This window comes from Pseudomonas sp. NY15372, assembly GCF_048068215.1.
Classification (GTDB): Bacteria; Pseudomonadota; Gammaproteobacteria; order Pseudomonadales; family Pseudomonadaceae; genus Aquipseudomonas; species Aquipseudomonas guariconensis_A.
The window spans coordinates 79,419-102,739 of the sequence record NZ_JBLUPY010000010.1 but is presented as its reverse complement, the minus strand read 5'-3'; the positions used below and the strand labels follow the sequence as shown (position 1 = coordinate 102,739).

The window sequence follows — 23,321 nt, the reverse complement described above, 5'->3', positions numbered from 1 at the left end:
TGCCATGGGAGACCAATGGGGCTGCCGCTGTGGGAGATCCTCAGCCCTTCGGGCTGGGGGATCTCCCACAGGTTGCGCAAGCCTGCATCAACGCGCCGGTGCGAGCTTGCCCTTGTCGTCGGAGAAGACGATTTCCACCCGGCGGTTCTGCGCCCGGCCACGCTCGGAGGCATTGGCGTCGATCGGATACTGGTCACCGTAGCCTTCGACCTGGATGCGCTTGTCGTCGACACCCAGGTCCACCAGCATATCGGCCACCGCTTGGGCGCGGTCGCGTGACAGCTTGAGGTTGTCTTGCGGCGCACCGGTGCTGTCGGTATAGCCTTCGACCCGCACCACCCGACGCGGGTTGAGCTGAAGGAACTGGACCAGCTTGAGCACGGTACGGCTGGCAGAGGTCTTGAGCTCTGCGCGACCGGTGTCGAACAGCACGTCCCCCAGGGTCATCACCAGGCCCCGGTCACTCTGCTCGGATGTCAGCGCAGCGATCTGCGCCTCGACCCACTTGCCTTGCTGCTGCACGCTGGCGAGCTTGGCTTCGCGCAGGGCCAACTGCAGGCGTTGACGTTCCAGGTCCAGCTTGGCCAGGCGCTCCTGGTTCGACGCCAGCTTGGCATGCTCACTGGCGATCTCGCTGTAGCGCTTGCTCAAGTAGGCATAGTGACGCACATCGGAACCGGTGCCGATATAGCTCGAAAGGCGCTCGGCGCGAGCCAGCGACTCGCCCGCGCGGATCACGTCCCGCGGTGCGCTGCGCAGTACGTCGGAATCATCCTTGACCTTCTGGAACGCGGCACTGGCCTCGTTCAGCGCAGACTCGCTGCGCTGGCTGGCACAGCCCTGCAACCCGACCAGTGCCAGCAGCGCCAGAGCGGCCATCGAAGACGTGCGCATCATGGCTGCACCTCCAGCTGCTTGCGCAGGCGCTTGACCCGCGACTGCAGCACATCGAGCTGCTCTTCGCTTTTCTGGGTCAGCACCCGTGCCTCGGCCAGGCGCGCATCCAGCTCGGCCTGTTCGGCACGCAGGCGGGCGTCGCGGTAGTCCTCGGTGAGCATGTCGCTCTTGGCCCGGGCCAGTTTGTCTTCAGCCAGCTTCAGTTCCGCCACCTGCTCGGTGGCACCGACGGCCCGCGCCTGCTCAAGGGCCTGCTCGGACAGACGCATCTGCTCGTTGGGCGCCGGGTCATTGGCACAGCCACCCAAGCCGAGCACGGCCAGGGCAAGGATCAGGGGTTGGGTTCTCACGCAATCTTCCTACTGTTTAGGGGCGTCCAGCGGCGCCTGCATCTGCGCCTTCCAGCGTTCGACATTACGCTGCAGCACGGCCTGGGACGCCCCGGAGATCGGCAATTCTGTCAGTTTTTTTGCCAGTTGTCCGCGCAGCCAGGCGTCATTGCAGGCCGAGTTGTGCGACACGGCGAGGTACAGGCCAGGGCGATCCACCGGCAGGCCGCGGGCTATCAGTTCATTGCCCAGGCCCAGGCCTTGGACCATGCCCATGCCGGCGTAGCGCCCGGCCAGCACGTAGTCGACCTGGCCCAGCACCAGCTGCTGGAAAGCCTGTGTCAGATTCTGCGCAGGCGTGAGCTTGAGTTGGGCCTTGGCGAACGCCTCGAACGCCGGGGTCAGGCGAGCCCGCTCGGAGAGGCTACCGCGGTATTGTGCAAGGTCGGCAGGGCCATCGAACACCACGTTAGCGTCGTGCCGGGTCCAGACCAGGTATTCGTTGAGCTGCATGGGTGGGTGGATATAGTCCAGCGTGCTGAGCTGGTCGATCTGCATCGGTGTGTCGATCAACAGGTCCATGCGCCCGCTGCGCACTTCTTCCAAGGCCTGGTCGCGCTTGCCGGCGTGCAGCACCTCGACCGACACACCCAGCTCGGCGGCGACCTGGCGCAGCAGGTCGACGTTGGCGCCGATCAAGTGCTTGGGGTCCTTCGGGTCTTGCCAGGAATACGGCGGCGCATCCGGGCTACCGGTCGCCACCAGGCGTTCGCACTTGCCTGCCGCCATCGCCATGGGCGACAACAACGCCGCCATGCAAGCCAGCGCCCTGCCCGCTTTGCGAAACTCCATGCGTTACTCCTTGCAACCAGAAAAAATACGTCACCACATCCTGGGAAAGAAGGGGTGCCTCGCAGCCCATCGCCGGCAAGCCGGCTCTCATAGAACAGGTGTAACCAATTGATTTTGCGAGGCCCTGTGGGAGCCGGCTTGCCGGCGATGGGCCCATAAAAAAACCCGGCACGAGGGCCGGGTTTCTTTATAAGTGAAGCAGGCGGATCAGACCAGCTTTTCCAGCTCCGGAACCGCTTCGAACAGGTCGGCGACCAGGCCATAATCGGCAACCTGGAAGATCGGCGCCTCTTCGTCCTTGTTGATCGCGACGATCACCTTGGAATCCTTCATGCCGGCCAAGTGCTGGATCGCGCCAGAGATACCGACGGCGATGTACAGCTGCGGGGCCACGATCTTGCCGGTCTGGCCGACCTGCATGTCGTTGGGCACGAAGCCTGCGTCGACCGCGGCACGCGAGGCACCGACGGCAGCGCCGAGCTTGTCGGCCAGCGCGTACAGGTGCTTGAAGTTGTCACCATTGCCCATGCCACGACCGCCGGACACGACGATCTTGGCAGCGGTCAGTTCAGGACGATCGGACTTGGCCAGCTCTTCGCCGACGAAGGCAGACTTGCCCGCGTCGTGAACGGCACCGACAGCCTCGACCGCCGCCGAGCCACCTTCGGCGGCCACGGCGTCGAAACCGGTGGCGCGAACGGTGATGACCTTGACCGCAGCGCTGGACTGCACGGTCGCGATGGCGTTACCGGCATAGATCGGGCGCTTGAAGGTATCGGCCGACTCGACCGCGATGATCTCGGAGATCTGGTCGACGTCCAGCAGCGCGGCAACGCGCGGCAGGATGTTCTTGCCATTGGTGGTGGCCGGGGCCAGTACATGGCTGTAGCCCTTGCCCAGCTCGGCCACCAGCGGTGCGACGTTTTCCGGCAGGGCGTGGGCGTAGGCAGCGTTGTCCGCGACCAGCACCTTGGCAACGCCGGCGATCTTGGCGGCAGCTTCGGCGACGCCACCGACGTTCTGGCCTGCGACCAGCACGTGGATATCACCACCGATCTTGGCGGCAGCGGCAACAGTGTTCAGGGTGGCCGGGGCAACGGCACCGTTTTCGTGTTCAGCGACAACCAGGATAGTCATTTAGATTACCTTCGCCTCGTTCTTCAGTTTCTCGACCAGTTCGGCCACCGACTTGACCTTGATGCCTGCGCTGCGAGCAGCCGGGGCTTCGACTTTCAGGGTCTTGGTGGTGGAAGCGGTGGAGACGCCCAGCGCGTCTGGAGTGACAGTCTCCAGCGGCTTCTTCTTGGCCTTCATGATGTTCGGCAGCGACGCGTAGCGCGGCTCGTTCAGACGCAGGTCGGTGGTGACGATCGCCGGCAGGTTCAGCGCGACGGTCTGCAGGCCGCCATCGATTTCGCGGGTCACGTTCAGTTTGTCGCCGGCGACTTCCACCTTGGAGGCGAAGGTGCCTTGCGCGTAGCCGGTCAGCGCAGCCAGCATCTGGCCGGTCTGGTTGTTGTCGCTGTCGATGGCTTGCTTGCCGAGGATGACCAGCTGCGGCTGCTCTTTGTCGACAAGGGCCTTGAGGGCCTTGGCCACGGCCAGGGAGTTCAGCTCTTCGGCAGTTTCGACCAGGATGGCGCGGTCTGCACCCAGGGCCAGGGCGGTACGCAGCTGCTCTTGGGCTGCGGTCGGGCCGACGGCAACGGCGACGATCTCAGTGGCCACGCCCTTCTCTTTCAGGCGTACGGCTTCTTCGACGGCGATCTCGCAGAAGGGGTTCATGGACATCTTGACGTTTGCAAGGTCGACGCCGGAGTTGTCCGCCTTGACGCGAACCTTGACGTTGTAGTCGACCACTCGTTTGACAGCTACAAGAACCTTCATGGATTCCTCGTTACTCTCCGGTGAAAAGAATGTCGCCTGGGGCGGGCCCGGCGATTGCGCGTGGGTACAAGGGCACCTCTAAAAACGTTCCTGGCTACAAAGGTATTTCTGTGACCGAACAGTCTTGTATCGACTCCACAGGCAAAACCCACGGGTCATTTCCTGTCGTGGCGTGTAGACTCCACTACAAAACCGGATTCGGCCCGAAAACCCTGCTCCACGCCTGGTCTTTAGGGGTGCGCCTGCGCCCGGCGGTCAGCCTACGGCGAGCGTAAAACCGCTCGTATCTTGACCGTAACACCCAATCCGGTCAATACGGCAAATCGGCCAGCCTCCAGCTGCGTCCCAGTGATTTTACTGGGCTCCGGCAAATTCAAACAAACGTTTGTATTGGACCCGCCAAGTGGTGTAGATATAATGCGCGGCCAAGACAAAGCGGTGTAGTCCGTCATCCACGAAGCTACAGCTTACACAGCCGTGCATGACCCTCCATCACCCAAAAAGACAAGACAAGCAACAGCGATGAGCCTTGAGTAGGAGAGAACCAGTGGAACGCGAATACATGGAATTCGACGTGGTCATCGTCGGCGCAGGCCCGGCGGGCCTGTCCGCCGCCTGCCGCCTGAAGCAGAAGGCCGCCGAAGCCGGTAACGAGATCAGCGTCTGCGTGGTCGAGAAAGGCTCTGAGGTGGGCGCCCACATCCTCTCCGGCGCGGTCTTCGAGCCCCGTGCCCTGAACGAGCTGTTCCCCGACTGGAAGGAGCTCGGTGCACCGCTGAACACCGAGGTCAAACGCGACGACATCTATGTACTCAAGGATGCCGCCAGTTCGACCAAGGTCCCTGACCTGTTCGTGCCCAAGACCATGCACAACCAGGGCAACTACATCATCTCCCTGGGCAATCTGTGCCGCTGGCTGGCCCAGCAGGCCGAGAACCTGGGCGTCGAGATCTACCCGGGCTTCGCCGCCCAGGAAGCGCTGTTCGACGAGAACGGCGTGGTCCGCGGCATCATTACCGGTGACCTGGGTGTCGACCGCGAAGGCAACCCCAAGGACGGCCTGTACACCCCAGGCATGGAACTGCGCGCCAAGTACACCCTGTTCGCCGAAGGCTGCCGTGGCCACATCGGCAAGCAGCTGATCAAGCGCTTCAACCTCGACAGCGAAGCCGACGTGCAGCACTACGGCATCGGCCTGAAGGAAATCTGGGAAATCGACCCGGCCAAGCACGAGCAGGGCCTGGTGGTGCACACCGCTGGCTGGCCGCTGGATGTGATGAGCGCCGAGAACACCGGCGGTTCCTTCCTCTATCACCTGGAAAACAACCAGGTGGTGGTCGGCCTGATCGTCGACCTCTCCTACGCCAACCCGTACCTGTCGCCCTTCGACGAGTTCCAGCGCCTGAAGCACCACCCGGTGATCAGCCAGTACCTCGAAGGCGGCAAGCGCATCAGCTATGGTGCCCGCGCCATCTGCAAGGGCGGCCTGAACTCGCTGCCGAAGATGGTATTCAATGGCGGCGCGCTGATCGGTTGCGACCTGGGCACCCTGAACTTCGCCAAGATCAAGGGCAGCCACACCGCGATGAAATCCGGCATGCTCGCTGCCGACGCGGTGGCCGATGCCCTGCTCGCCGGCGGCGAAGGTGGCGATACGCTCGACAGCTATGTCAGCGCCTTCAAGGCCAGCTGGCTGTACGAAGAGCTGTACGCCAGCCGCAACTTCGGCCCGGCCATGCACAAGTTCGGCCCGATCCTCGGCGCGGCCTTCAACTATGTCGACCAGAACTGGTTCGGCGGCAAGCTGCCGTTCACCCTGCACGACACCAAGCCGGACTACGCCTGCCTGAAGCTGGCCGCCGACGCGAAGAAGATCGACTACCCGAAACCGGACGGAAAGCTCAGCTTCGACAAGCTCAGCTCGGTATTCCTCTCCAGCACCAACCATGAAGAGGAACAACCCTGCCACCTGAAGCTGGCTGACCCGAACGTGCCGATCGCCAGCAACCTGCCGCTGTACGACGAACCGGCCCAGCGCTACTGCCCGGCGGGCGTGTACGAGGTGGTCACCCAGGAAGACGGCAGCAAGCGCTTCCAGATCAACGCGCAGAACTGCGTGCACTGCAAGACCTGCGACATCAAGGACCCAGCCCAGAACATCACCTGGGTCACTCCTGAAGGCGCAGGCGGGCCGAACTACCCGAACATGTAAACACCCTGCCCTCGCGGCCACGAAAAGCCCCCGATTTCGGGGGCTTTTTTATGGCCTTAGAAGTGTTCGTCGTGAAAGGTTCGGCGCCTGTGAGATCGCGCGCCGCGCGGGCGGCGCGCGATCTACGCATCACCTCAAACCCCAAGATAGGCACCCACCACCCTACTCATCTTCCGACAAGCCCATACCCTTCCCTACATTCCGTGAAGAACCTCATTTGTCACCACACATGATCGGCACCGGTTCAGCGGCAACGCCCAGCGGCTCGCGGCGCCCGAAATACCAGGCGGTGAGCGCACCGACCAGGCCCATCAGCAGACAAAAGCCGACACACACCCAGGGGCTCCATGGCATCAACGCAATCAATGCCAACGGGGTAGTGCTGGCCCACAGGGCATAGGCGACGTTATAGGTGAACGAAATGCCGGACACGCGGATCTGCGCAGGGAACAACCCGACCATCACCGACGGCACCACCCCTACCACGCCACAGCACAACCCGGCCAACGCATAGGCCAGCCAGATCCAGCCCGCCTGCCCGACCAGGCTGGCGTACAGCGCGCCAATGCCCAGGGGCAGCAACAGGCTGTAGAGCATCAGCGCACGCCAGGCGCCGATGCGGTCGACCAGCATTCCCGCCAGCACGCAGCCGATATTGAGGAACACGATGCCCACGCTGCTCAAGGCGAAGGTATGCCCGGCAGCGATGCCGAAGCGTTGCTGCATGACGGTCGGCGTAATGACCACCAGCACCACCACCGCCGAGGTCAGCACGCACGTCAGCAGCGCCGCCGGGATCAGTGCCCGGCGATGCTCGCCCAGCACACTGCGCAGCGGGAAGGCCACCGGCTGTTCCTGGCGCTCGCGCAGGGCCAGGAACACCGGGGTTTCGCTCAGCCAGCGGCGCAGCCACACGCCAACGACGCCGAACACACCGCCCAGCAGGAATGGGTAGCGCCAGGCATAGTCGAGAATCTCCTGCGGGCTGTACACCTGCGCCAGCAAGGTCGCGGTCAGGGCGCCGAGCAGGTAGCCGAAGGTCAGCCCGGCCTGCAGGAACCCCAGGGCATAGCCACGCCGGCCTTGGGGTGCGTGCTCGGCGACGAAGGTCCAGGCGCTGGGTACCTCGCCGCCCACCGCCGCACCCTGGAGGATACGCAAGGCCAGCAGGATCAGCGGCGCGGCATAGCCGATGTCGGCATAGGTCGGCATCACCCCGATCAGCAGGCAGGGCAAGGCCATCATCAGGATGCTCAGGCTGAACACCCGCTTGCGCCCCAGGTGGTCGGCGAAGTGGGCCATGAGGATGCCGCCCAGGGGCCGGGCCAGGTAACCGGTGACGAAAATCCCGAAGCTCTGCAGCAGCCGCAGCCACTCGGGCATTTCCGGGGGGAAGAACAGCTGGCTCAAGGTCAGGGCAAAGAATACGAAGATGATGAAATCGTAGATTTCCAGCGCGCCGCCCAGCGCCGCCAGGCCCAGGGTCCTGTGGTCGCCGCGGCTGAACCGGGGCGGGCGGGCGGTATCGATGGCTGTCATGGCAAGGTTCCACAGATCGGCAAAGGGCAAGAGGATAACAAATGCCCGCGGCCAGCCCCACGCGACTCAGGTCGAGCGGCTGAACACCGTGCGGCCGAAGTTCATCCGTCGGCTGGAACCGAGCGCGTCACGGGGCAACCCTGGCGGCAGGAGCACCTGCCCCACCAGGGCGGGCTCATCGATGATCGCCATGAACGATTGCAAGGCTTCGTCGTCCGGTACCTGGGGCAGGCTGACACTGACAGCCTGGCGCTGCGCCTTGGGTACCGCAGGCAGCTTCGGGTGCTGGGAGTGATACAACAGCGCATGCTGGATCTGCGCGCTGCAACGGCAGAACCGCACCAGGTCGACGCCGGCGTGGCTGGCCAGCTCGATGCTGCCGATCAGCAGGTGGAATGGCTGCAGCGCACTTTGCACCAGGCGCTGCAGGTCTTCGAAGCTCTCTACGGGGGCGATGCGGTAATAGCCCAGGCCATTGAGCATCTTTTCCAGCTGCAGGCGCTGGCACGGATGCTCATCGGCAATGAGGATGCGCAGGGTCTTGTTTGGCATCGTCTGGACCTGGGCAACAAGGTGTTGAGGGAAATTCCCTGACCATTACTGCGCCAGTTGAGGCAACCGCCAGAACGGTGCCGGGCGGGGGTCTTTCTTGATAGTTGTCGTGAAACGGGGAGAAATCAAGTCGCCGACAGGGGGAATTTTCGAGCTGCTTCCCAGGGTGTAACAGGGCTGATACGCCTGCTCGCAGGCACCTCAGGATTCCCATTGGCGCATGCGCACGCGGCAGTGTTTCATGGCGTTGACGATGTGCTTTTCCACCAGGCTGCGGGAGATGCCCAGGCGCTCGGCGATCTGCTGGTGCGACAGGCCTTCGAGCTTGCGTAACAGGAAGCTGTCCCGGCACGGCCCGCTGAGCTCGTCCAGAGCCCGCTGCATCAACTCCAGGCGCTGGTCCAGCTGCATGCGCTGGGACAACCCCGGCCCATGCCAGCGCTCGTCGGTGTCGAGCACTTCCAGCGGCTCGGCCTGACGCACCTGATGCCGCCGGTGGCGATCGACCACCAGGTTCAAGGCGGTGCGATAGAGAAAAGCGCGCGGGTGTTCGATGCGCTGCGCGTCGGTCCGCTCCAGCACCCTCAGGTAGGCATCATGGGCGACATCCTCCGCCGCCTGGCGATTGCCCAGGCGCGCGCAAAGGAAACTCACCAGCTCACGATAGTAATGTTCCACGACGGTACCTGGCATTTCCCTGCTCGACACTAGTAGACCGGCCCACGGGACAGCGTGATATCAGCGCGGCATCTTACAAATTATAATGATTCTCAGCAACAGCGAGCCCTCGGTTAAATCCCGCCACCTGGCCTTCGTCTATCGGTGACCTCCTTGCGCACCCTGATTGGCGGCGCATGGCCATTACTCCTGGCTGGAAGTTCCCCATGAGACGTTTGACCATCACCCGCCGTCGCATCTTGTTCGGTGGCCTGGGCCTGCTTGGCCTGGGTGGCCTGCTGGCCTGGAAGACCCTGCCCTTCGGCGCACAGCCGGTGAGCACCGTGGCCGTCACCCGCGCCGACATCGAAAGCAGCGTGACCGCCCTGGGCACACTGCAGCCACGGCGCTATGTCGATGTAGGCGCCCAGGCCTCCGGGCAGATCCGCAAACTGCATGTGGAAGTGGGCGAGACCGTGCGCCAGGGCCAACTGCTGGTGGAGATCGACCCCTCCACCCAGCAGGCCAGGCTCGACGCCGGGCGCTTTTCGATCGACAACCTCAAGGCCCAGCTGGCCGAACAACGCGCCCAGTACCAGTTGGCCAGCCAGCAGTACAAGCGCCAGCGCGACTTGGCCGCCGCCGGTGCCACACGGGCCGAGGACCTGCAGGCGGCACAGGCCCAGCTCAAGGTGACCCAGGCCCGCATCGACATGTACCAGGCGCAGATCCGCCAAGCCCAGGCCAGCCTGCGCAGCGACGAGGCCGAGCTGGGCTACACGCGCATCTATGCGCCCATGGCCGGGACCGTGGTAGCGGTGGATGCCCGGGAAGGCCAGACTCTCAACGCCCAACAGCAGACCCCGTTGATCCTGCGCATCGCCAAGCTCTCGCCGATGACCGTCTGGGCCCAGGTCTCGGAGGCCGACATCGGTAAGGTCCAACCCGGTATGACCGCCTATTTCACCACCCTGGCCGGCGGCAAGCGGCGCTGGACCAGCACCGTCCGGCAGATCCTGCCGATCCCACCCAAGCCATTGGACCAGGCCAACCAGGGTGGCGGCAGCCCGGCCAGCGCCGGCACCACCGGCAGCAAGGTGGTGCAGTACACCGTACTGCTGGATGTCGACAACCCCGATGGAGCGCTGATGGCGGAGATGACCACCCAGGTGTTCTTCGTCGCAGGCCAGGCCCGGCAGGTCCTTACCGCACCTTTGGCCGCCCTGGAGGATACCGCCGGGGATGACCTGCGCCTGGCTCAGGTGTTGGGCCGCGATGGCAAGGTCGAACAGCGCCAGGTACGCACGGGGCTGAGCGACCGCTTGCGCGTGCAGATCCTCGACGGCCTGCGCGAAGGCGAGCACCTGGTCATCGGCGCGCCAGCCGCCAGCGGAGGTTGAATGCCAGCGCCATTGATCGAACTGACCGATATCCGCAAGACCTACGGCGGCATCGATACCCCTGAGGTCGAGGTATTGCGGGGCATCAGCCTGAGCATCCATCCCGGCGAGTTCGTCGCCATCGTCGGCGCCTCAGGCTCAGGCAAGTCGACCTTGATGAACATTCTTGGCTGCCTCGACCGCCCTTCCAGCGGCCGTTACCGTTTCGCCGGCAAGGACGTCGCCGAGCTCGACGGCGACGAGCTGGCCTGGCTGCGCCGCGAGGCCTTCGGTTTCGTGTTCCAGGGCTACCACCTGATCCCGTCCGGCTCGGCCCAGGAGAACGTCGAGATGCCGGCCATCTATGCCGGCACCCCGGCCGCCCAACGCCATGCGCGCGCCGCGGCACTGCTCGAACGCCTGGGCCTGGCCAGCCGTACCGGCAACCGCCCGCACCAGCTGTCCGGCGGCCAGCAGCAGCGGGTGTCGATTGCCAGGGCCCTGATGAACGGCGGCCACATCATCCTTGCCGATGAGCCCACCGGCGCCCTGGACAGCCACAGCGGCGCCGAGGTCATCGCGTTGCTCGACGAGCTGGCCAGCCAGGGCCATGTGATCATCCTCATCACCCACGACCGCGAGGTGGCGGCGCGTGCGCACCGGGTCATCGAGATCCGCGATGGCCTCAAGACCAGCGACTCGGTGTCAGGAGCAGGCCTTGGCGACACCCGCCCTGGCGTGCAGGCCGACGAGCTGCGCCAGCGCCTGGACCGCGGCGCCACCCAGCGCGGCGCCTGGAAGGGGGAACTGCTGGAGGCATTGCAGGCCGCATGGCGAATGATGTGGATCAACCGCTTCCGCACGGCCCTGACCCTGCTCGGCATCGTCATCGGCGTCGCCTCGGTGGTGGTGATGCTCGCCGTGGGCGAAGGCAGCAAGCGCCAAGTCATGGCGCAGATGGCAGCGTTCGGCTCGAACATTCTCTACCTCAACGGCAAGCCGGCGAGCCTGGGCGAACCGGCGGGTATCGTCACCCTCGATGACGTCGCCGCGATCGGCGAGCTGCCGCAGGTCAAGCGCATCATGCCGGTGATCGGCGAGAAACTGATGGTGCGCCATGGCAACAACAGCCAGCAGTTCTATGTCGGCGGCAACAACACCTGGTTCCCCGAAATCTTCAACTGGCCGGTGGTCGAAGGCAGCTTCTTCAGCGAAGCTGACGAAGCCAGCGGCGCAGCGGTGGCCGTGATCGGCCAGAAGGTGCGCGAGAAGATGCTCGACAGCCAGCGCGACCCGCTCGGCCAGTACTTGCTCATCGGCAACGTGCCGTTCCAGGTGGTCGGCATCCTTGCCGGCAAGGGCGCCAGCTCGGGCGACCAGGACAGCGACGGGCGCATCGTGGTGCCGTACTCGGCTGCGGCCATCCGCCTGTTCGGCCGCTACGAGCCCGAATACGTCACCATCGCCGCCCTGGATTCCTCACGAGTCAACGACACCGAGGCCGCCATCGACCGGCTGCTGCGCCAGCGCCACCAAGGCAAGCAGGATTTCGAGCTGACCAATGACGCCGCACTGATCCAGGCCGAGGCGCGCACGCAGAACAGCCTGTCGTTGATGCTCGGCGCCATCGCCGCCATCTCGTTGCTGGTGGGCGGCATCGGCGTGATGAACATCATGCTCATGACCGTGCGCGAGCGTACCCGCGAGATCGGCATACGCATGGCCACCGGGGCACGCCAGCGCGACATCCTGCGCCAGTTCCTCAGCGAGGCGGTGATGCTGTCGATGGTCGGCGGCGTGACCGGCATCGTGCTCGCCCTGTGTCTCGGCGGCGTGTTGATGCTCGCCGAGATCGCCGTGGCCTTCGCCCTGCCTGCCATCCTCGGCGCCTTCGCCTGCGCCGTCATCACCGGCGTGGTGTTCGGCTTCATGCCGGCCCGCAAGGCTGCCCGCCTCGACCCGGTCAAAGCCCTTACCAGCGTGTGACCCATGACATTGCCAACCCGCATCAGCCTATTGACCCTGAGCCTGGCCCTGGCGGCCTGCAGCTCCCAGCCACCGCCCGGTGCCGGCATCACCCCACCGGCGAGCTGGCAGGCCGATACCTTCGATACCGCCCTACCCTTGCCGGACGCTGCCTGGTGGCAGGCCTTCGCCAGCCCGGAGCTGGGGCGCCTGATCGAACGTGCCCGTCACAATAGCCATGACCTGGCCGCGGCCAGCGCACGGGTACGCCAGGCCCAGGCCCGGGCCGTGGTCGCTGGCGCCCCGTTGCTGCCAGAACTGCAAATGCGCCTGGACGGCAGCCGTCAGCACCGGCTGCGCGGCGATGGCAACGACCTGCTCGACACCAGCAGCAGCGAACGCACCCGCACCACCTTCGGCACGCGCCTGAGCGCCAGTTACGAGATCGACTTCTGGGGCGGCCTGCGCGCGGCACGCGACAGTGCTTTGCATGCGCTCGACGCCAGCCGCTTCGATCGCCAGACGGTCGAGTTGACGCTTACCAGCGCGGTGGCCGACACCTACCTGCTCGGCGTGGCCTTGCAGGAGCGGCTGCGCATCGCCCGCCTGAACCTGGCGAACGCCCGTGATGTGCTGCGCCTGGTCGAAGCACGCGAACGTTCAGGTTCGGCCACCCGCCTCGAGCTGGCCCAGCAACGCAGCCTGGTCGCAGCCCAAGAGCGGCAGCTGCCGCTGCTCGAGCAGCAATGGCAAGACAGCCGCGTGACCCTCGCCACCCTGCTTGGCGACCCGGTGCAGCGACTGCCGGCCAGCGCCGAGTCAATCCTCGCCCTGCAATGGCCACGGATCGGCAGCGGCGTGCCCAGCGACCTGCTCGGCCGACGCCCCGACATCGCCGCCGCCGAGGCGCGCCTGGCGGCCGCCAACGCCAACGTGCAGGTTGCCCGGGCCGCCATGCTGCCTCAATTCAAGCTCGGTGCTGAACTGGGCAGTGGTGCGCGGACCTTCGCCGATATCCTCGACAGCCCGTTCTACACCCTGACCGCCGGGCTGCTCGCACCGGTCTTCGACAATGGCCGCCTGCGCGCCTCCCGAGACCTGGCTCGCGCCGAACGGCAAGAGCTGCTGGAAAACTACCGCAGCAGCATCCTGGCCGGCTTCTCGGACGTCGAGCAGGCCCTCAACGCCATCCACGGCGTGGACCGCCAACGCCAATGGCAAGACGAGGAAGTGCGCCAGGCGCGCATCGCCTTCGAGCTGGCCCAGCAACGCTATGGCGCAGGTGCCGAGACCCTGCTCAGCGTGCTCCAGACCCAGCGCACCTTGTACGACGCCCAGGACCAGCAGGCGCAGCTGCGCCTGGCCCGGCTGCAGGGCAGCGTGGCGCTGTTCAAGGCCTTGGGCGGTGGCTGGCAGGTTCAAGCCGGATCTGCGCCGCCCCTGTGAGCGGGCTTGCCCCGCGAAAGGGGCGCAAAGCGCCCCAACCCTCTATTTCAGGAAACGATATTCTTCAACGACAGGTGCCGCGCATACCAGGGCCGACGCGGCACCCGGCGCAACAGCCCGTCCAGCTTGTCGTCCTCGCCAAAGACGATGCGCAGCGCCAGTTTCATGGTTTCCACATCCATTTCCACCGACTTGCCAGGGCGTGTACCTGGCAAGGTGCTGCAGCCATGGGTATCCGGCCCCAGCCAGGGGTCGTCGACTTCGACCCAGCGCCCTGGGGCGAACCATTTCACGCCATTGACCTGCAGGCGCCGCACCTGGCCAGGATGGTGCCGCTCATGGGCGCGGTACCAGTCCTCGATACGGTCGTCGATCCAGCCATGGAAGCCCCAGAACACCGGGTTGACGTGGGACGAGAATGGGTCGCCGAGAAAATCGTTCTCGGCCCCGAACCAGCGCGTGTCGAAGTCGGCAGGGTCACGGGCGAACGGCACCGGAGCACCGTTGACCGGGTCGCGCGGTACCGAGGCCCAGCACATGTGCAGCCAGTCGTGCAGGGTCATCTCCATCTCGGAGCCGAGCGCGCCCAGGCTCAGTGTCGACAGGTACTGCGGGTCCTGGTACTGCGACTCCCACACCTGGAAGTTACTGCAGAAGGTTTCACCAGCCTTGATCGCCGAGACCCATTGCCCGTAGGCATCATCGCCCGGTGCCTGCCAGCTGGGCGGCACGCAGCAGCCGTCGTGATTCTCGTGGTAGCGGGCAAACCCCACGCGGTCGAACTCCACGCTTGGCTGCGGCAGCGGGAAATGCGGCCAGGACGGCAAATCCTGCAAGCGACGCGCCGCATCGAGCATGTGCCGGTGCATGAACAAAAAATCCACCCCCGAGCCGTTGCGGTGCTTGCGCGGCCCCCTGGCATCGCGCTCATGGTCACGCGGGCCGGGCTGCCAGCCCAGGCCACGCAAGGCACCACGTTGCTTGTCCGACAGCCTGTGCCATTTGTCCCGGGTCGCATGCCAGAGCTGGTGGAACAGGCGGTGCTCGGGGCTGACCACCCATGCCTGCATCTGTGGGGTATAGCCGATACGCTCCCGCGCCTCGGGAAACAGGCGCTTGACCGCCACGAAGCGGCTGTCGGAAATCGGCAGCGTCAAGGGCCGGTCCAGGCGTTGCACGCGACCACTCAGGGTGCCGCTGCCGGCGTTGGCGAAACTGCCCCAGACCTCGTCGAGGCTGGCCACGCATTCATAGCTCGGGCCGCCGTGCTGGTTCAGCAAGCGCCAGCGCACCTGGGCAGCGGATGCCCCCACCAGGTCGCCCAGGACTCGGTAATGGGCCGGCACTTGACCACGCAAGCGCTCGCCGGTGTCGACGAAGCCACGCAGGCCACGGCCTTTGGTGGCCACGTCGAGGAACAGCTCGACACCGGCCATCGGCAAGCCATCGAGGCCCGACTCGGCGCCTTCGAAACGAAGATCCCAGATGCCCCGCAGACGGTCGGCCAACACCTGCCCGGCATAGTCGGCCAGTTCCACGCTCGCCTCGCCCGGTGTGACGATGTCGTCCTCGGGGTCATGGGTCAGTTCCTTGTGCGCGTAGTAGGCCGCCGTACCGGTCGCCCCCGCGACTGCCAGGCCTGCGATGAATCCTCGTCGGGAAATGGTCATTGCGCCTCTATCCGTTACTGCCACGCGGCGGTTTCTATCCAAGCTAGGACGTAACCTGGGGCGGGAAATTTACTGCGCTGGACGTTGCCTTAATTCACGGCCAGGCGGGCTCGTTACTTCCTGGACTCCGTCTGCCAGAGGCATCGACCATGACATCCCTCCTCTCTCGCCTGCTGCGACCGAAGGCCCCGGCCTATCGCCTGTTCGACATCGAACTCAAGAGCATCGAGCCGTTGAGCCCTTCCCTGCGCCGGTTCACCTTCTCCGGCGCCGACGTGGCGCAGATGACTACCCTGGCACCCGACCAGCGCGTCAAACTGTTCTTCCCCACGCCCGCCGGGCAGCCGCCCCAGTTGCCCAAGGATGGCCACTGGCAACAGGCACGCCAGGGGCTGGCGCCCGAGCACACCCCGCCGATGCGCACCTACACCATTCGCGCCTTGCGCCGCGAGGCCCTGGAAGTCGATGTGGATTTCGTCCTGCATGGCATCAATGGCCCGGCCTCGACCTGGGCGACCCACGCGTGCATTGGCGATCGGCTGCAGATGGTGGCGCCGAACCTGGCTTATGAAGGCGACCCCGGTGGCTATGAATGGAAACCACCACACAGCGCCCGGCACGTGCTCCTGGTGGGCGACGAAACTGCGCTGCCGGCCATCGCCGGTATCCTCGAGCAACTGGCCGACACCCGCCCGGAGCTTACCGTGCATGCGTTCATCGAGGTGCCGCTGGAAGCCGACTGCCTTGCGTTGCACCATGGCCCGACAGCACAGGTGCATTGGCTACCCCGCGACCTGCTGCGCTGCGAGCATGGTCAAGCCATGCGCCACGCGATACGTGAACTTGCTTGCCTACCCGTGGGCACGGCAAGCGCAGTGGAGCTCGAGGAGGTAAACATCGAGCGCACCATTCTCTGGGAGCAGGGCCGCGGCGAGGGAGGCGAATTCCACGCCTGGGTTGCCGGCGAGTCGGCCACGGTCATGGATATCCGCCGATACCTGATCAAGGTGCGAGGACTCGGGCGCGATTGCCTGACCCTGATGGGCTATTGGCGCGCCGGCAGGACGTTCGATTGACGGCATTTTTCGCAGCAGATGCGGTGCCTGTGAGATCGAGCGCCGCGCGGGCGGCGCTCGATCTCAAGGCATTACACAAAACGCCCCGCCATTTATCCCGCAGCCACCGCCGCCCTCACCGCCTCGGCAAACCGCCCGGCCACTTCATCGACCTGTTCGACACTGATGATCAACGGCGGCAGGAAGCGCACCACCGCCCCATGGCGCCCGCCCAGTTCGAGGATCAGCCCACGCTTCAGGCATTCGCGCTGCACCTTCGGCGCCAGTGTCCGGCTGACCGGTGGATGCCCCAGCGCGTCCCGCTCGCCGGTCGGGTCCACCAGCTCCACCCCCAGCATCAGGCCACGCCCGCGAATATCTCCCAGTTGCGGGTAGTCCTGTTGCAGGCCCAATAGATGGTCGCGTAAGCGTTGGCCCATGGCCTCGGCATGCTCGGCCAGGCGATGCTCCACCAGATAGCCCATCACCGCGGAGCCGGCCGCCATGGCCATCTGGTTACCACGGAAGGTGCCGGCATGGGCCCCGGGCTGCCAGGTGTCCAGCCAGTCCCGGTAGACCACCACGGCCAGGGGCAAGCTGCCACCGATGGCCTTGGACAGCGTCACCACGTCCGGCACGATGCCGGCGTGCTCGAAGGCGAACATCCGTCCGGTGCGGGCAAAGCCGCTCTGGATCTCATCGACGATCAGTGCCACACCCGCCCGCTCGGTGATGGCTCGCAAGCCACGCAGCCATTGGACATCCGCCGGTATCACACCGCCCTCGCCCTGCACCACCTCGACGATCACCGCCGCCGGCAGCGCCACGCCGGCTTCCGGGTCGCACAACAGGTTCTCCAGGTAGTGCAGGTTCGCCCGCACGCCCGCCTCGCCACCCAAGCCGAATGGGCAACGATAGTCGTAGGGGTACGGCATGAACTGCACGCCATTGCCCAGCAGGGCCGCCAAAGGTTGTTTCGGCCCCAGGCTGCCCATCAGGCTCAACGCGCCCTGGGACATGCCATGGTAGCCCCCCTGGAACGCCAGGACGGTGCTGCGCCCGGTGGCCGTGCGCACCAGTTTCAGCGCAGCCTCCACCGCATCGGTACCGGTCGGCCCGCAGAACTGGATCTTCGCGTCCCGACGCAGGGCCTCGGGCAGCAGGCCGAACAGGTCCTGGACGAAGCGGTCCTTGACCGGCGTGGTCAAGTCCAGGGTATGCAGGGGCACTTCATCGGCCAGTACTTGCTGGATCGCCTCGATTACCACCGGGTGGTTGTGGCCCAGGGCCAGGGTACCGGCGCCGGCCAGGCAATCGATGAACTGGCGGCCCTCGACGTCTTCCACATGAATCCCACGGGCACGCTTGAGCGCCAGAGGGATGCGCCGCGGGTAGCTGCGGGCATTGGATTCCTGTCGCTGCTGGCGCAGCAGCAGGGGCGATTCCTCGAATTCGTACAACACCTGCGGGGCGCTGGGCGGCAGGACCTGGGCAAGGCTGGAAGCGGTCGACATCGGAAAATCCTCGCGAGCAAGCGAATGTGCCCCGCCACGCTCCCTGTAACCGGATGTGTGTCGGGTGGTTGTCGCTTGGAGAACGCGTCAGCGGGCCAAGGATTTACCGGTTGATGTCGGATTTCGGTCGGAGACGGCAGAGTGGCCCTTGGCGGGCCCGCAGGCTTCGAGCAGTTATTTTTCTGTAGGACGCTAGCGCGCCCCCCCTGTGGGAGATTCTATGGTTGTGGGCAAGCCGGCTCCCACTGGTGCAGCGCCAACCACACCCTGTGGGAGCCGGCAAGCCGGCGATGAAGACAACCCTTTACCCAAAGCCAGATCGCATCCCGGTGTGGGTAATCACCATGCACTCAACCAGCCCTGCTCGCTCAGGATTCATGATGCTGTTGCCCGTTCTGGCCAATCGCCGGCAAGCCGGCTCCCACCGGTACTTCGCCAACCACACCCTGTGGGAGCGGGCTTGTCCCGCGATCAAGGACGAAGCCCTTGCCAGGCGGCGGTGCTATCGCGCACTCACGGGCGCTCAGTTGCCCTGGCGCGCCGGCACCTGCAACCAGACACGCAAGCCATCGCCAGGGTTTTCGAAGCGCAGGCTGCCGGCACAACGCTGGACGATGGCCTGGACGATCGCCAGCCCCAGGCCGCAGCCACCGCTCTGGTCGTGGCGCCAGAAGCGTTCGGTCAGGTGCTGCATGTCTTCCTCGGCGATTCCGGGCCCGTGGTCACGGACCATGAAGCCCACTTGCCCATCGGCCATCTGCACTTCCAGTTCCACGGCAGCGTCACCGCCATGGCGCAAGGCGTTGTCCAGCAGGTTGCGCAAGGCTGCCACCGCCAACGGCGCCGGCATGCCCAGGTAGACACGCGTGGCCTCTTCCGGCAGGCGCACCACGATGCGCCTGTTATCCCCACCGCCGGCATCCTGCACCGCCTGGCGGGCCACCTGCTCGGCGCTGCACTGCACGCCGTCGTCGAACGACAGGCTGCCCTCCACCCGCGCCAGCATCAGCAACTGCTCCAGGGTTCGGTGCATGCGGTCGGTACCCTGCTCGGCATGTTCCAGCGCCTGCTCGCGTACCGCGCCGTCGGTCATGCGGGCTACCTGCAGGTGAGTCTTGATCGCGGTCAGCGGGCTGCGCAGTTCATGGGCGGCGTCGTCGGTGAGGCGGCGCTCGCGCTCGATGGTCTGGGCGATGCGCAGGAACAACTGGTTCTGGGTTTCGAGCAGCGGCTGCAGTTCGCTGGGCATGCCTGCCACCTGCAACGGCTCGACGCTGTCGGCGCGGCGCCGGCGCAGGGCGTCGCGCATCCGGTTGAGCGGCTCCAGGCCCTTGCCCACGCCGATCCACAACAAGCCCAGGCTGCCGAGCAAGGCCATCAACACCGGCGCCGAGGCGGCCAGCAGGATCGAGCGGTTGAGCGCCTCGCGCTCCTGGTGGCGGTCGGCGGTGGTGATCCGCACATCGCCGTGGTTGTAGGTGAAGGTTCGCCAGAGCGCGCCGTCGATGGTCTGGTCACGGAAGCCGCTGCGCTGGTCGTCCATGGCGCCGTCGTGCTTGTGGTTGCTGGCCAGGATTTCGCCGCGCAGGGAACTGACCTGGCAGGCCATACCGTCCGGCACGCTGAGCTGGTCGGCAGAAAAATGCGCATCCTCGCCCTTGCTCGCCAGCGGCTGCGGCAACTGCTCGATCAACCCGGCAACCATGCGTGCCGAGGCCACTAGGCGCTGGTCGAGGGAAAACATCATCTGCTGGCGCAGGTCGCGCAGCATCCACGCAGCGGCCAGGGCCCAGATGATGACGAAGGCGATGCCGAGGATCAGCGTCAGGCGCGCGCGCAGGCTCATGGCGTGGTGCCCTGCGGGGCCTGGGCCGGGCCAAGGCGGTAGCCCAGGCCGCGGACGGTCTCGACGATGCTGTTGCCCAGCTTGCGCCGCAAATGGTGGATGTGGACGTTCAAGGCGTTGCTCTCGACTTCGTCGCTGAAACCGTACACGCAGTCCTTGAGCTGCTCGCTGGACAGCACCCGCCCGGGGTTCTGCAGCAATGCCTGAAGCAGCGCCTGTTCACGGCGCGACAGGTCCACGGCCTGGCCTGCCAAGGTGGCCTCGCAACTGCTCGGGTCGTAGCGCAGCGGGCCATGCTCGATGACATTCACCGCCCGCCCGGCCACGCGGCGCAGCAGCGTGTGCAGGCGGGCGGCGAGCTCACGCAGGTCGAACGGCTTGAGCAAGTAGTCGTCGGCCCCGGCCTGCAACCCGTCGACCCGGTCGGTGACCGCATCGCGGGCGGTGAGCACCAGCACCGGCAGCGTCACGCCCTGCTGGCGCAGGCGGCGCAACAGCTTCAGGCCGTCTTCGTCGGGCAGGCCGAGATCGAGGATCATCACGTCGAACTGCGCGGCCTGCAGCAAGGCTTGGGCAGCCGAGGCGCTGGCCACCCGGTCGATAGTCAGGCCCTGGGCAGTGAGGCCGGCGCAGATGCCGCTGGCGATCAGGTCGTCGTCCTCGCAGAGCAGTACGTGCATGAGAGGGTCTCCGGTGGTGATGCGGGTGTTTATTGCACGCTCGGGGGATTAAGGGGGGATTATGACGTGTTCTGGCTGCCAGCGGGTTATGCAGAGCTGCGCTGTCGCGTAGAGAACAAATGGCCGGGGCGGCCTCTGTGGGAGCGGGCTGGTCCCGCGATTGGCGTGCCTATAGGGCTTGCGCCGCTTTGCGGATACCGGTCGATCTTACCGTGCCTAATCGACGGTTAACCTTGGGTTAATCGTCCCAGGCCAGCATGGCCTCATTCCATGCATTGCCAAGGCGAAGACATGCGCGTCCTCCTGCTCTTCCTGACATTCCTCCTGGCGGGGCCTCTGCAGGCCAACCCCTTCGAGACCAAGCCCGACTTCCTGCCGGTCAACGAGGCCTTCGTCCTCTCCCATGACCGCCTGCCCGATGGCCAACTGCGCCTGTACTTCCAGATCAAGGATGGCTACTACCTCTACCAGAAGCGCTTGAAGTTCGATGGCCTTGCAGCTGACCACCACCCGTCCCTGCCTGCCGCCGAGAACCACCACGACGAATTCTTCGGCGACAGTGCGGTCTACCGCCACCAGCTCGAGTTGCTGATACCGGCAGGCGCCCAAGGCCAGTTGCGCCTGGGCTGGCAGGGCTGCGCCGACGCTGGCCTGTGCTACCCACCCCAGACCACCGCCATCGACCTCGGCGGTCAGGCCGCGCCCGTTGCCGAGCAGGCCAGCGATCAGGCGCTGGCCAGCGGCCTGCAACAGGCCAGCCTGGCCTGGAGCCTGGCGGCCTTCTTCGGCCTGGGCCTGCTGCTGGCCTTTACGCCCTGCTCCCTGCCGATGTTGCCGATTCTCGCCGGGCTGGTGCTGGGCAATGGCGCCAGCGCCCGCCGCGGCTGGCTGCTGGCCGGGGTCTATGTACTGAGCATGGCCCTGGTGTACGCCGCCCTCGGCGTGGTCGCCGCCCTGCTCGGTGCCAGCCTGCAGGCCTGGCTGCAACAACCCTGGCTGCTGGGTAGCCTGGCGGGTTTGTTCGTGATCCTTGCCCTGCCGATGTTCGGCGCCTTCGAGTTGCAACTGCCCTCGGCCCTGCGCGACCGCCTCGACCGGGCCGGCCAGGGCACCCGTGGCGGCAATGTGTATGGCGCGGCCTTGCTCGGTGCGCTGTCGGGCCTGCTCATGGGCCCCTGCATGACAGCACCGTTGGCCGGAGCCCTGCTGTACATCGCCCAGAGCGGCGACGTGCTGCAGGGTGCGTTGGTGCTGTTCAGCCTGGGCCTGGGCATGGGCGCACCTTTGCTGTTGCTGGTCACCGTCGGCAACCGCTACCTGCCGCGCCCGGGCGCCTGGATGAACCGGGTCAAGGGCCTGTTCGGCTTCGTCTTCCTGGCCATGGCCCTGTACACCCTGCGCAGCCTGTTGCCAGCCCCGTTGCTGCTGGCCCTGTGCGGCGCCTGGCTGATCGCCCTGGCCTGGGCGGCCTGGCCTGCCCTGCAGCGCCTGCCGGCCTTGCGCGCGGTGCCGCTGCTCGGCGCGCTCTGGGGTGGCCTGCTGCTGGTCGGCGCGGCAGCCGGTGGCGATGACCTCTGGCAACCCTTGCACCCTTTCGCCGGGAGCGGCACGCCAAGCGCGACGGCCAAGGCCGACGAGGCCTTCGTCACGGTCAGCCAGCCCCAGGATCTGCAACGTGAGCTGGACGCGGCCAAGGCACGTGGCCAATGGGTGATGCTGGACTACTATGCCGACTGGTGCGTGTCGTGCAAGGTGATGGAAAAGCAGGTGTTCGCCCGCCCTGATGTCCTCGCTGGCCTTGCCGGGGTACACCTGGTACGCCTGGACGTCACCGCCGATACACCCGCCAGCCGCGAATTGCTGCAACGCTACCAGGTGCCAGGCCCGCCCAGCCTGATCTGGATCGGCCCGGAAGGCGACGAGCGCCGTGCCAGGCGCATCACCGGCGAGGTAGACGCTGCCGCATTCCAACGACACTGGGCCCAGACCAGGAGCCAAGGCTGATGCTGAGCGTGACCCTGGGGCCGCTGACCATGGCCCTCAACCACCTGCTGTTGCTCGCGGCCCTGTGCGTGGCCAGCGTGGTCGGCTGGTGGGTGGCCCGACGCGGTGGCGAAAACCCCGAGTCGGCGTTGTTCAACCTGTTCCTGCTGGGGCTGGTATGCGCCCGCCTCGGCTTCGTGGCGGCCTACTGGCCGATGTTCCGCGAAGAGCCGCTGCAGATCATCGACATCCGCGACGGCGGCTTCCTGCCCTGGGCCGGCCTGGCCGGCATCGTCGTCGGCGCCTTGTGGCAGTACCGGCGCCACCCTGGCCTGCGTCGCCCGCTGGGCTGGGCATTGTTCAGCGGTGCCGTGTTCTGGGGGCTGGCCAGCCTTGGCAGCCATCTGTACAGCAAGGGCACCGAACTGCCGGCATTGAGCCTGCGCAACGCCGCCGGGCAATCCGTGGCTCTGCACACCTACCGTGGCGAGCCGCTGGTGATCAACATCTGGGCCACCTGGTGCCCACCCTGCCGCCGGGAGATGCCGGTGCTGCAACAGGCGCAAGATGACTACCCGCACGTGACCTTCCTGTTCGTCAACCAAGGCGAAACGCCGGAAAACGTCAGCACCTTCCTCGCCACCACGGGCCTGAGCCTGACCCACGTGCTGTTCGATGGCACCGGCCAGCTGGCCAAACAGGTCGGTTCCATGGCCTTGCCCACCACCCTGTTCTACACCGCCGACGGGCGTTTGATCGGCAGCCACCTGGGCGAGCTGTCTCGCGCCAGCCTGCACCGCGCCCTGGAACCTTTCGAGCAGGCCGCCGCGCCTGCCCCCGCCGCACAAGGAAACTGAC

General features: G+C 65.9%; 19 protein-coding genes. 7 read left to right on the top strand and 12 right to left on the bottom strand.

The genetic code is table 11. From position 1 onward, the window contains the following. Window positions 1-87: 87 nt before the first annotated feature. The 5 genes from ACNFG0_RS10630 to ACNFG0_RS10610 all read right to left on the bottom strand — a co-directional run bounded on the left by ACNFG0_RS10630 (window position 88) and on the right by ACNFG0_RS10610 (window position 3,965). A complete protein-coding gene (locus ACNFG0_RS10630; RefSeq protein ID WP_196155101.1) occupies window positions 88-897 on the bottom strand; it encodes an OmpA family protein in 810 nt (269 codons plus the stop codon). Further along, window positions 894-1,247, bottom strand: a complete 354-nt coding sequence (locus tag ACNFG0_RS10625) for a DUF4398 domain-containing protein (RefSeq protein WP_196145704.1) — start codon at window positions 1,245-1,247, stop codon at window positions 894-896. Before ACNFG0_RS10625 ends, ACNFG0_RS10630 begins: the two co-directional genes overlap by 4 nt. 9 nt (window positions 1,248-1,256) lie before the next feature. Then, the gene (locus ACNFG0_RS10620) at window positions 1,257-2,078 is read right to left on the bottom strand and encodes a substrate-binding periplasmic protein (RefSeq protein WP_196145705.1); all 822 of its coding nucleotides are present in this window, start codon (window positions 2,076-2,078) and stop codon (window positions 1,257-1,259) included. 207 nt (window positions 2,079-2,285) lie between these two features. Further along, on the bottom strand, window positions 2,286-3,215 hold the full coding sequence (locus ACNFG0_RS10615; RefSeq protein WP_196155099.1) for an electron transfer flavoprotein subunit alpha/FixB family protein: 930 nt from the start codon (window positions 3,213-3,215) through the stop codon (window positions 2,286-2,288). Then, complete coding sequence (locus ACNFG0_RS10610) at window positions 3,216-3,965, bottom strand: electron transfer flavoprotein subunit beta/FixA family protein (RefSeq protein ID WP_196145707.1); 750 nt, start codon at window positions 3,963-3,965, stop codon at window positions 3,216-3,218. Between the two features lie 547 nt (window positions 3,966-4,512). Between ACNFG0_RS10610 and ACNFG0_RS10605 the strand changes: the two genes are divergently transcribed. Continuing rightward, a complete protein-coding gene (locus tag ACNFG0_RS10605; protein ID WP_196145708.1) occupies window positions 4,513-6,177 on the top strand; it encodes an electron transfer flavoprotein-ubiquinone oxidoreductase in 1,665 nt (554 codons plus the stop codon). A 213-nt stretch (window positions 6,178-6,390) separates the two neighbouring features. Here the strand turns inward: ACNFG0_RS10605 and ACNFG0_RS10600 are convergent, their stop codons facing one another. From ACNFG0_RS10600 to ACNFG0_RS10590, 3 genes are all read right to left on the bottom strand, one after another. Further along, window positions 6,391-7,716, bottom strand: coding sequence for an MFS transporter (locus tag ACNFG0_RS10600; protein ID WP_196155098.1), 1,326 nt, complete (start codon window positions 7,714-7,716; stop codon window positions 6,391-6,393). 66 nt (window positions 7,717-7,782) lie between these two features. Then, window positions 7,783-8,268 (bottom strand): histidine kinase, encoded by a 486-nt coding sequence (locus ACNFG0_RS10595; protein WP_416764761.1) that lies wholly within the window; start codon window positions 8,266-8,268, stop codon window positions 7,783-7,785. 201 nt (window positions 8,269-8,469) lie between these two features. After that, entirely contained in the window at window positions 8,470-8,946 is a 477-nt protein-coding gene (locus ACNFG0_RS10590) for a sigma-70 family RNA polymerase sigma factor (protein WP_196145734.1), read from the bottom strand. A gap of 206 nt (window positions 8,947-9,152) precedes the next feature. Between ACNFG0_RS10590 and ACNFG0_RS10585 the strand changes: the two genes are divergently transcribed. The 3 genes from ACNFG0_RS10585 to ACNFG0_RS10575 are packed head-to-tail and all read left to right on the top strand — an operon-like array spanning window position 9,153 to window position 13,715. Continuing rightward, window positions 9,153-10,325 carry an efflux RND transporter periplasmic adaptor subunit gene (locus tag ACNFG0_RS10585; protein WP_416764760.1) on the top strand — a complete coding sequence of 391 codons (1,173 nt, stop codon included), beginning with the start codon at window positions 9,153-9,155 and terminating at the stop codon, window positions 10,323-10,325. After that, window positions 10,326-12,290: a MacB family efflux pump subunit gene (locus ACNFG0_RS10580; RefSeq protein ID WP_416764759.1), complete on the top strand. Its 1,965-nt coding sequence runs from the start codon at window positions 10,326-10,328 to the stop codon at window positions 12,288-12,290. A gap of 3 nt (window positions 12,291-12,293) precedes the next feature. Then, window positions 12,294-13,715, top strand: a complete 1,422-nt coding sequence (locus ACNFG0_RS10575) for an efflux transporter outer membrane subunit (RefSeq protein ID WP_416764757.1) — start codon at window positions 12,294-12,296, stop codon at window positions 13,713-13,715. Between the two features lie 47 nt (window positions 13,716-13,762). Here ACNFG0_RS10575 and ACNFG0_RS10570 read toward each other — a convergent pair whose 3' ends face one another. Next, a complete protein-coding gene (locus ACNFG0_RS10570) occupies window positions 13,763-15,385 on the bottom strand; it encodes a twin-arginine translocation signal domain-containing protein (protein ID WP_196145714.1) in 1,623 nt (540 codons plus the stop codon). Between the two features lie 149 nt (window positions 15,386-15,534). On the opposite strand from ACNFG0_RS10570, the gene ACNFG0_RS10565 reads away from it, so the two are divergent. Further along, complete coding sequence (locus tag ACNFG0_RS10565; RefSeq protein WP_196166624.1) at window positions 15,535-16,461, top strand: siderophore-interacting protein; 927 nt, start codon at window positions 15,535-15,537, stop codon at window positions 16,459-16,461. A 92-nt stretch (window positions 16,462-16,553) separates the two neighbouring features. On the opposite strand, the gene ACNFG0_RS10560 is transcribed toward ACNFG0_RS10565, so the two are convergent. From ACNFG0_RS10560 to ACNFG0_RS10550, 3 genes are all read right to left on the bottom strand, one after another. Beyond that, window positions 16,554-17,954, bottom strand: a complete 1,401-nt coding sequence (locus ACNFG0_RS10560; protein WP_416764756.1) for an aspartate aminotransferase family protein — start codon at window positions 17,952-17,954, stop codon at window positions 16,554-16,556. Window positions 17,955-18,477: 523 nt separating this feature from the next. Further along, the gene (locus tag ACNFG0_RS10555; protein ID WP_196145717.1) at window positions 18,478-19,800 is read right to left on the bottom strand and encodes an ATP-binding protein; all 1,323 of its coding nucleotides are present in this window, start codon (window positions 19,798-19,800) and stop codon (window positions 18,478-18,480) included. Next, on the bottom strand, window positions 19,797-20,480 hold the full coding sequence (locus ACNFG0_RS10550; protein WP_196145718.1) for a response regulator transcription factor: 684 nt from the start codon (window positions 20,478-20,480) through the stop codon (window positions 19,797-19,799). The genes ACNFG0_RS10555 and ACNFG0_RS10550 overlap by 4 nt, the downstream gene beginning before the upstream one ends. A 291-nt stretch (window positions 20,481-20,771) precedes the next feature. Here ACNFG0_RS10550 and dsbD point away from each other — a divergent pair, with 291 nt between their 5' ends. Next, window positions 20,772-22,484: a protein-disulfide reductase DsbD gene (dsbD, locus tag ACNFG0_RS10545; RefSeq protein ID WP_416764754.1), complete on the top strand. Its 1,713-nt coding sequence runs from the start codon at window positions 20,772-20,774 to the stop codon at window positions 22,482-22,484. Next, window positions 22,484-23,320 carry a TlpA disulfide reductase family protein gene (locus tag ACNFG0_RS10540; protein ID WP_196166622.1) on the top strand — a complete coding sequence of 279 codons (837 nt, stop codon included), beginning with the start codon at window positions 22,484-22,486 and terminating at the stop codon, window positions 23,318-23,320. Before dsbD ends, ACNFG0_RS10540 begins: the two co-directional genes overlap by 1 nt. Window position 23,321: the final 1 nt, after the last annotated feature.

What these genes read in the sequence shown, in the direction of transcription:
- ACNFG0_RS10555 (WP_196145717.1), bottom strand. Translation starts at nt 19,800, where the DNA reads ATGAGCCTGCGCGCGCGCCTGACGCTGATCCTCGGCATCGCCTTCGTC.
- ACNFG0_RS10550 (WP_196145718.1), bottom strand. Translation starts at nt 20,480, where the DNA reads ATGCACGTACTGCTCTGCGAGGACGACGACCTGATCGCCAGCGGCATC.
- ACNFG0_RS10560 (WP_416764756.1), bottom strand. Translation starts at nt 17,954, where the DNA reads ATGTCGACCGCTTCCAGCCTTGCCCAGGTCCTGCCGCCCAGCGCCCCG.
- ACNFG0_RS10585 (WP_416764760.1), top strand. Translation starts at nt 9,153, where the DNA reads ATGAGACGTTTGACCATCACCCGCCGTCGCATCTTGTTCGGTGGCCTG.
- dsbD (WP_416764754.1), top strand. Translation starts at nt 20,772, where the DNA reads ATGCGCGTCCTCCTGCTCTTCCTGACATTCCTCCTGGCGGGGCCTCTG.
- ACNFG0_RS10600 (WP_196155098.1), bottom strand. Translation starts at nt 7,716, where the DNA reads ATGACAGCCATCGATACCGCCCGCCCGCCCCGGTTCAGCCGCGGCGAC.
- ACNFG0_RS10630 (WP_196155101.1), bottom strand. Translation starts at nt 897, where the DNA reads ATGATGCGCACGTCTTCGATGGCCGCTCTGGCGCTGCTGGCACTGGTC.
- ACNFG0_RS10610 (WP_196145707.1), bottom strand. Translation starts at nt 3,965, where the DNA reads ATGAAGGTTCTTGTAGCTGTCAAACGAGTGGTCGACTACAACGTCAAG.
- ACNFG0_RS10570 (WP_196145714.1), bottom strand. Translation starts at nt 15,385, where the DNA reads ATGACCATTTCCCGACGAGGATTCATCGCAGGCCTGGCAGTCGCGGGG.
- ACNFG0_RS10575 (WP_416764757.1), top strand. Translation starts at nt 12,294, where the DNA reads ATGACATTGCCAACCCGCATCAGCCTATTGACCCTGAGCCTGGCCCTG.
- ACNFG0_RS10580 (WP_416764759.1), top strand. Translation starts at nt 10,326, where the DNA reads ATGCCAGCGCCATTGATCGAACTGACCGATATCCGCAAGACCTACGGC.
- ACNFG0_RS10540 (WP_196166622.1), top strand. Translation starts at nt 22,484, where the DNA reads ATGCTGAGCGTGACCCTGGGGCCGCTGACCATGGCCCTCAACCACCTG.
- ACNFG0_RS10620 (WP_196145705.1), bottom strand. Translation starts at nt 2,078, where the DNA reads ATGGAGTTTCGCAAAGCGGGCAGGGCGCTGGCTTGCATGGCGGCGTTG.
- ACNFG0_RS10565 (WP_196166624.1), top strand. Translation starts at nt 15,535, where the DNA reads ATGACATCCCTCCTCTCTCGCCTGCTGCGACCGAAGGCCCCGGCCTAT.
- ACNFG0_RS10595 (WP_416764761.1), bottom strand. Translation starts at nt 8,268, where the DNA reads ATGCCAAACAAGACCCTGCGCATCCTCATTGCCGATGAGCATCCGTGC.
- ACNFG0_RS10615 (WP_196155099.1), bottom strand. Translation starts at nt 3,215, where the DNA reads ATGACTATCCTGGTTGTCGCTGAACACGAAAACGGTGCCGTTGCCCCG.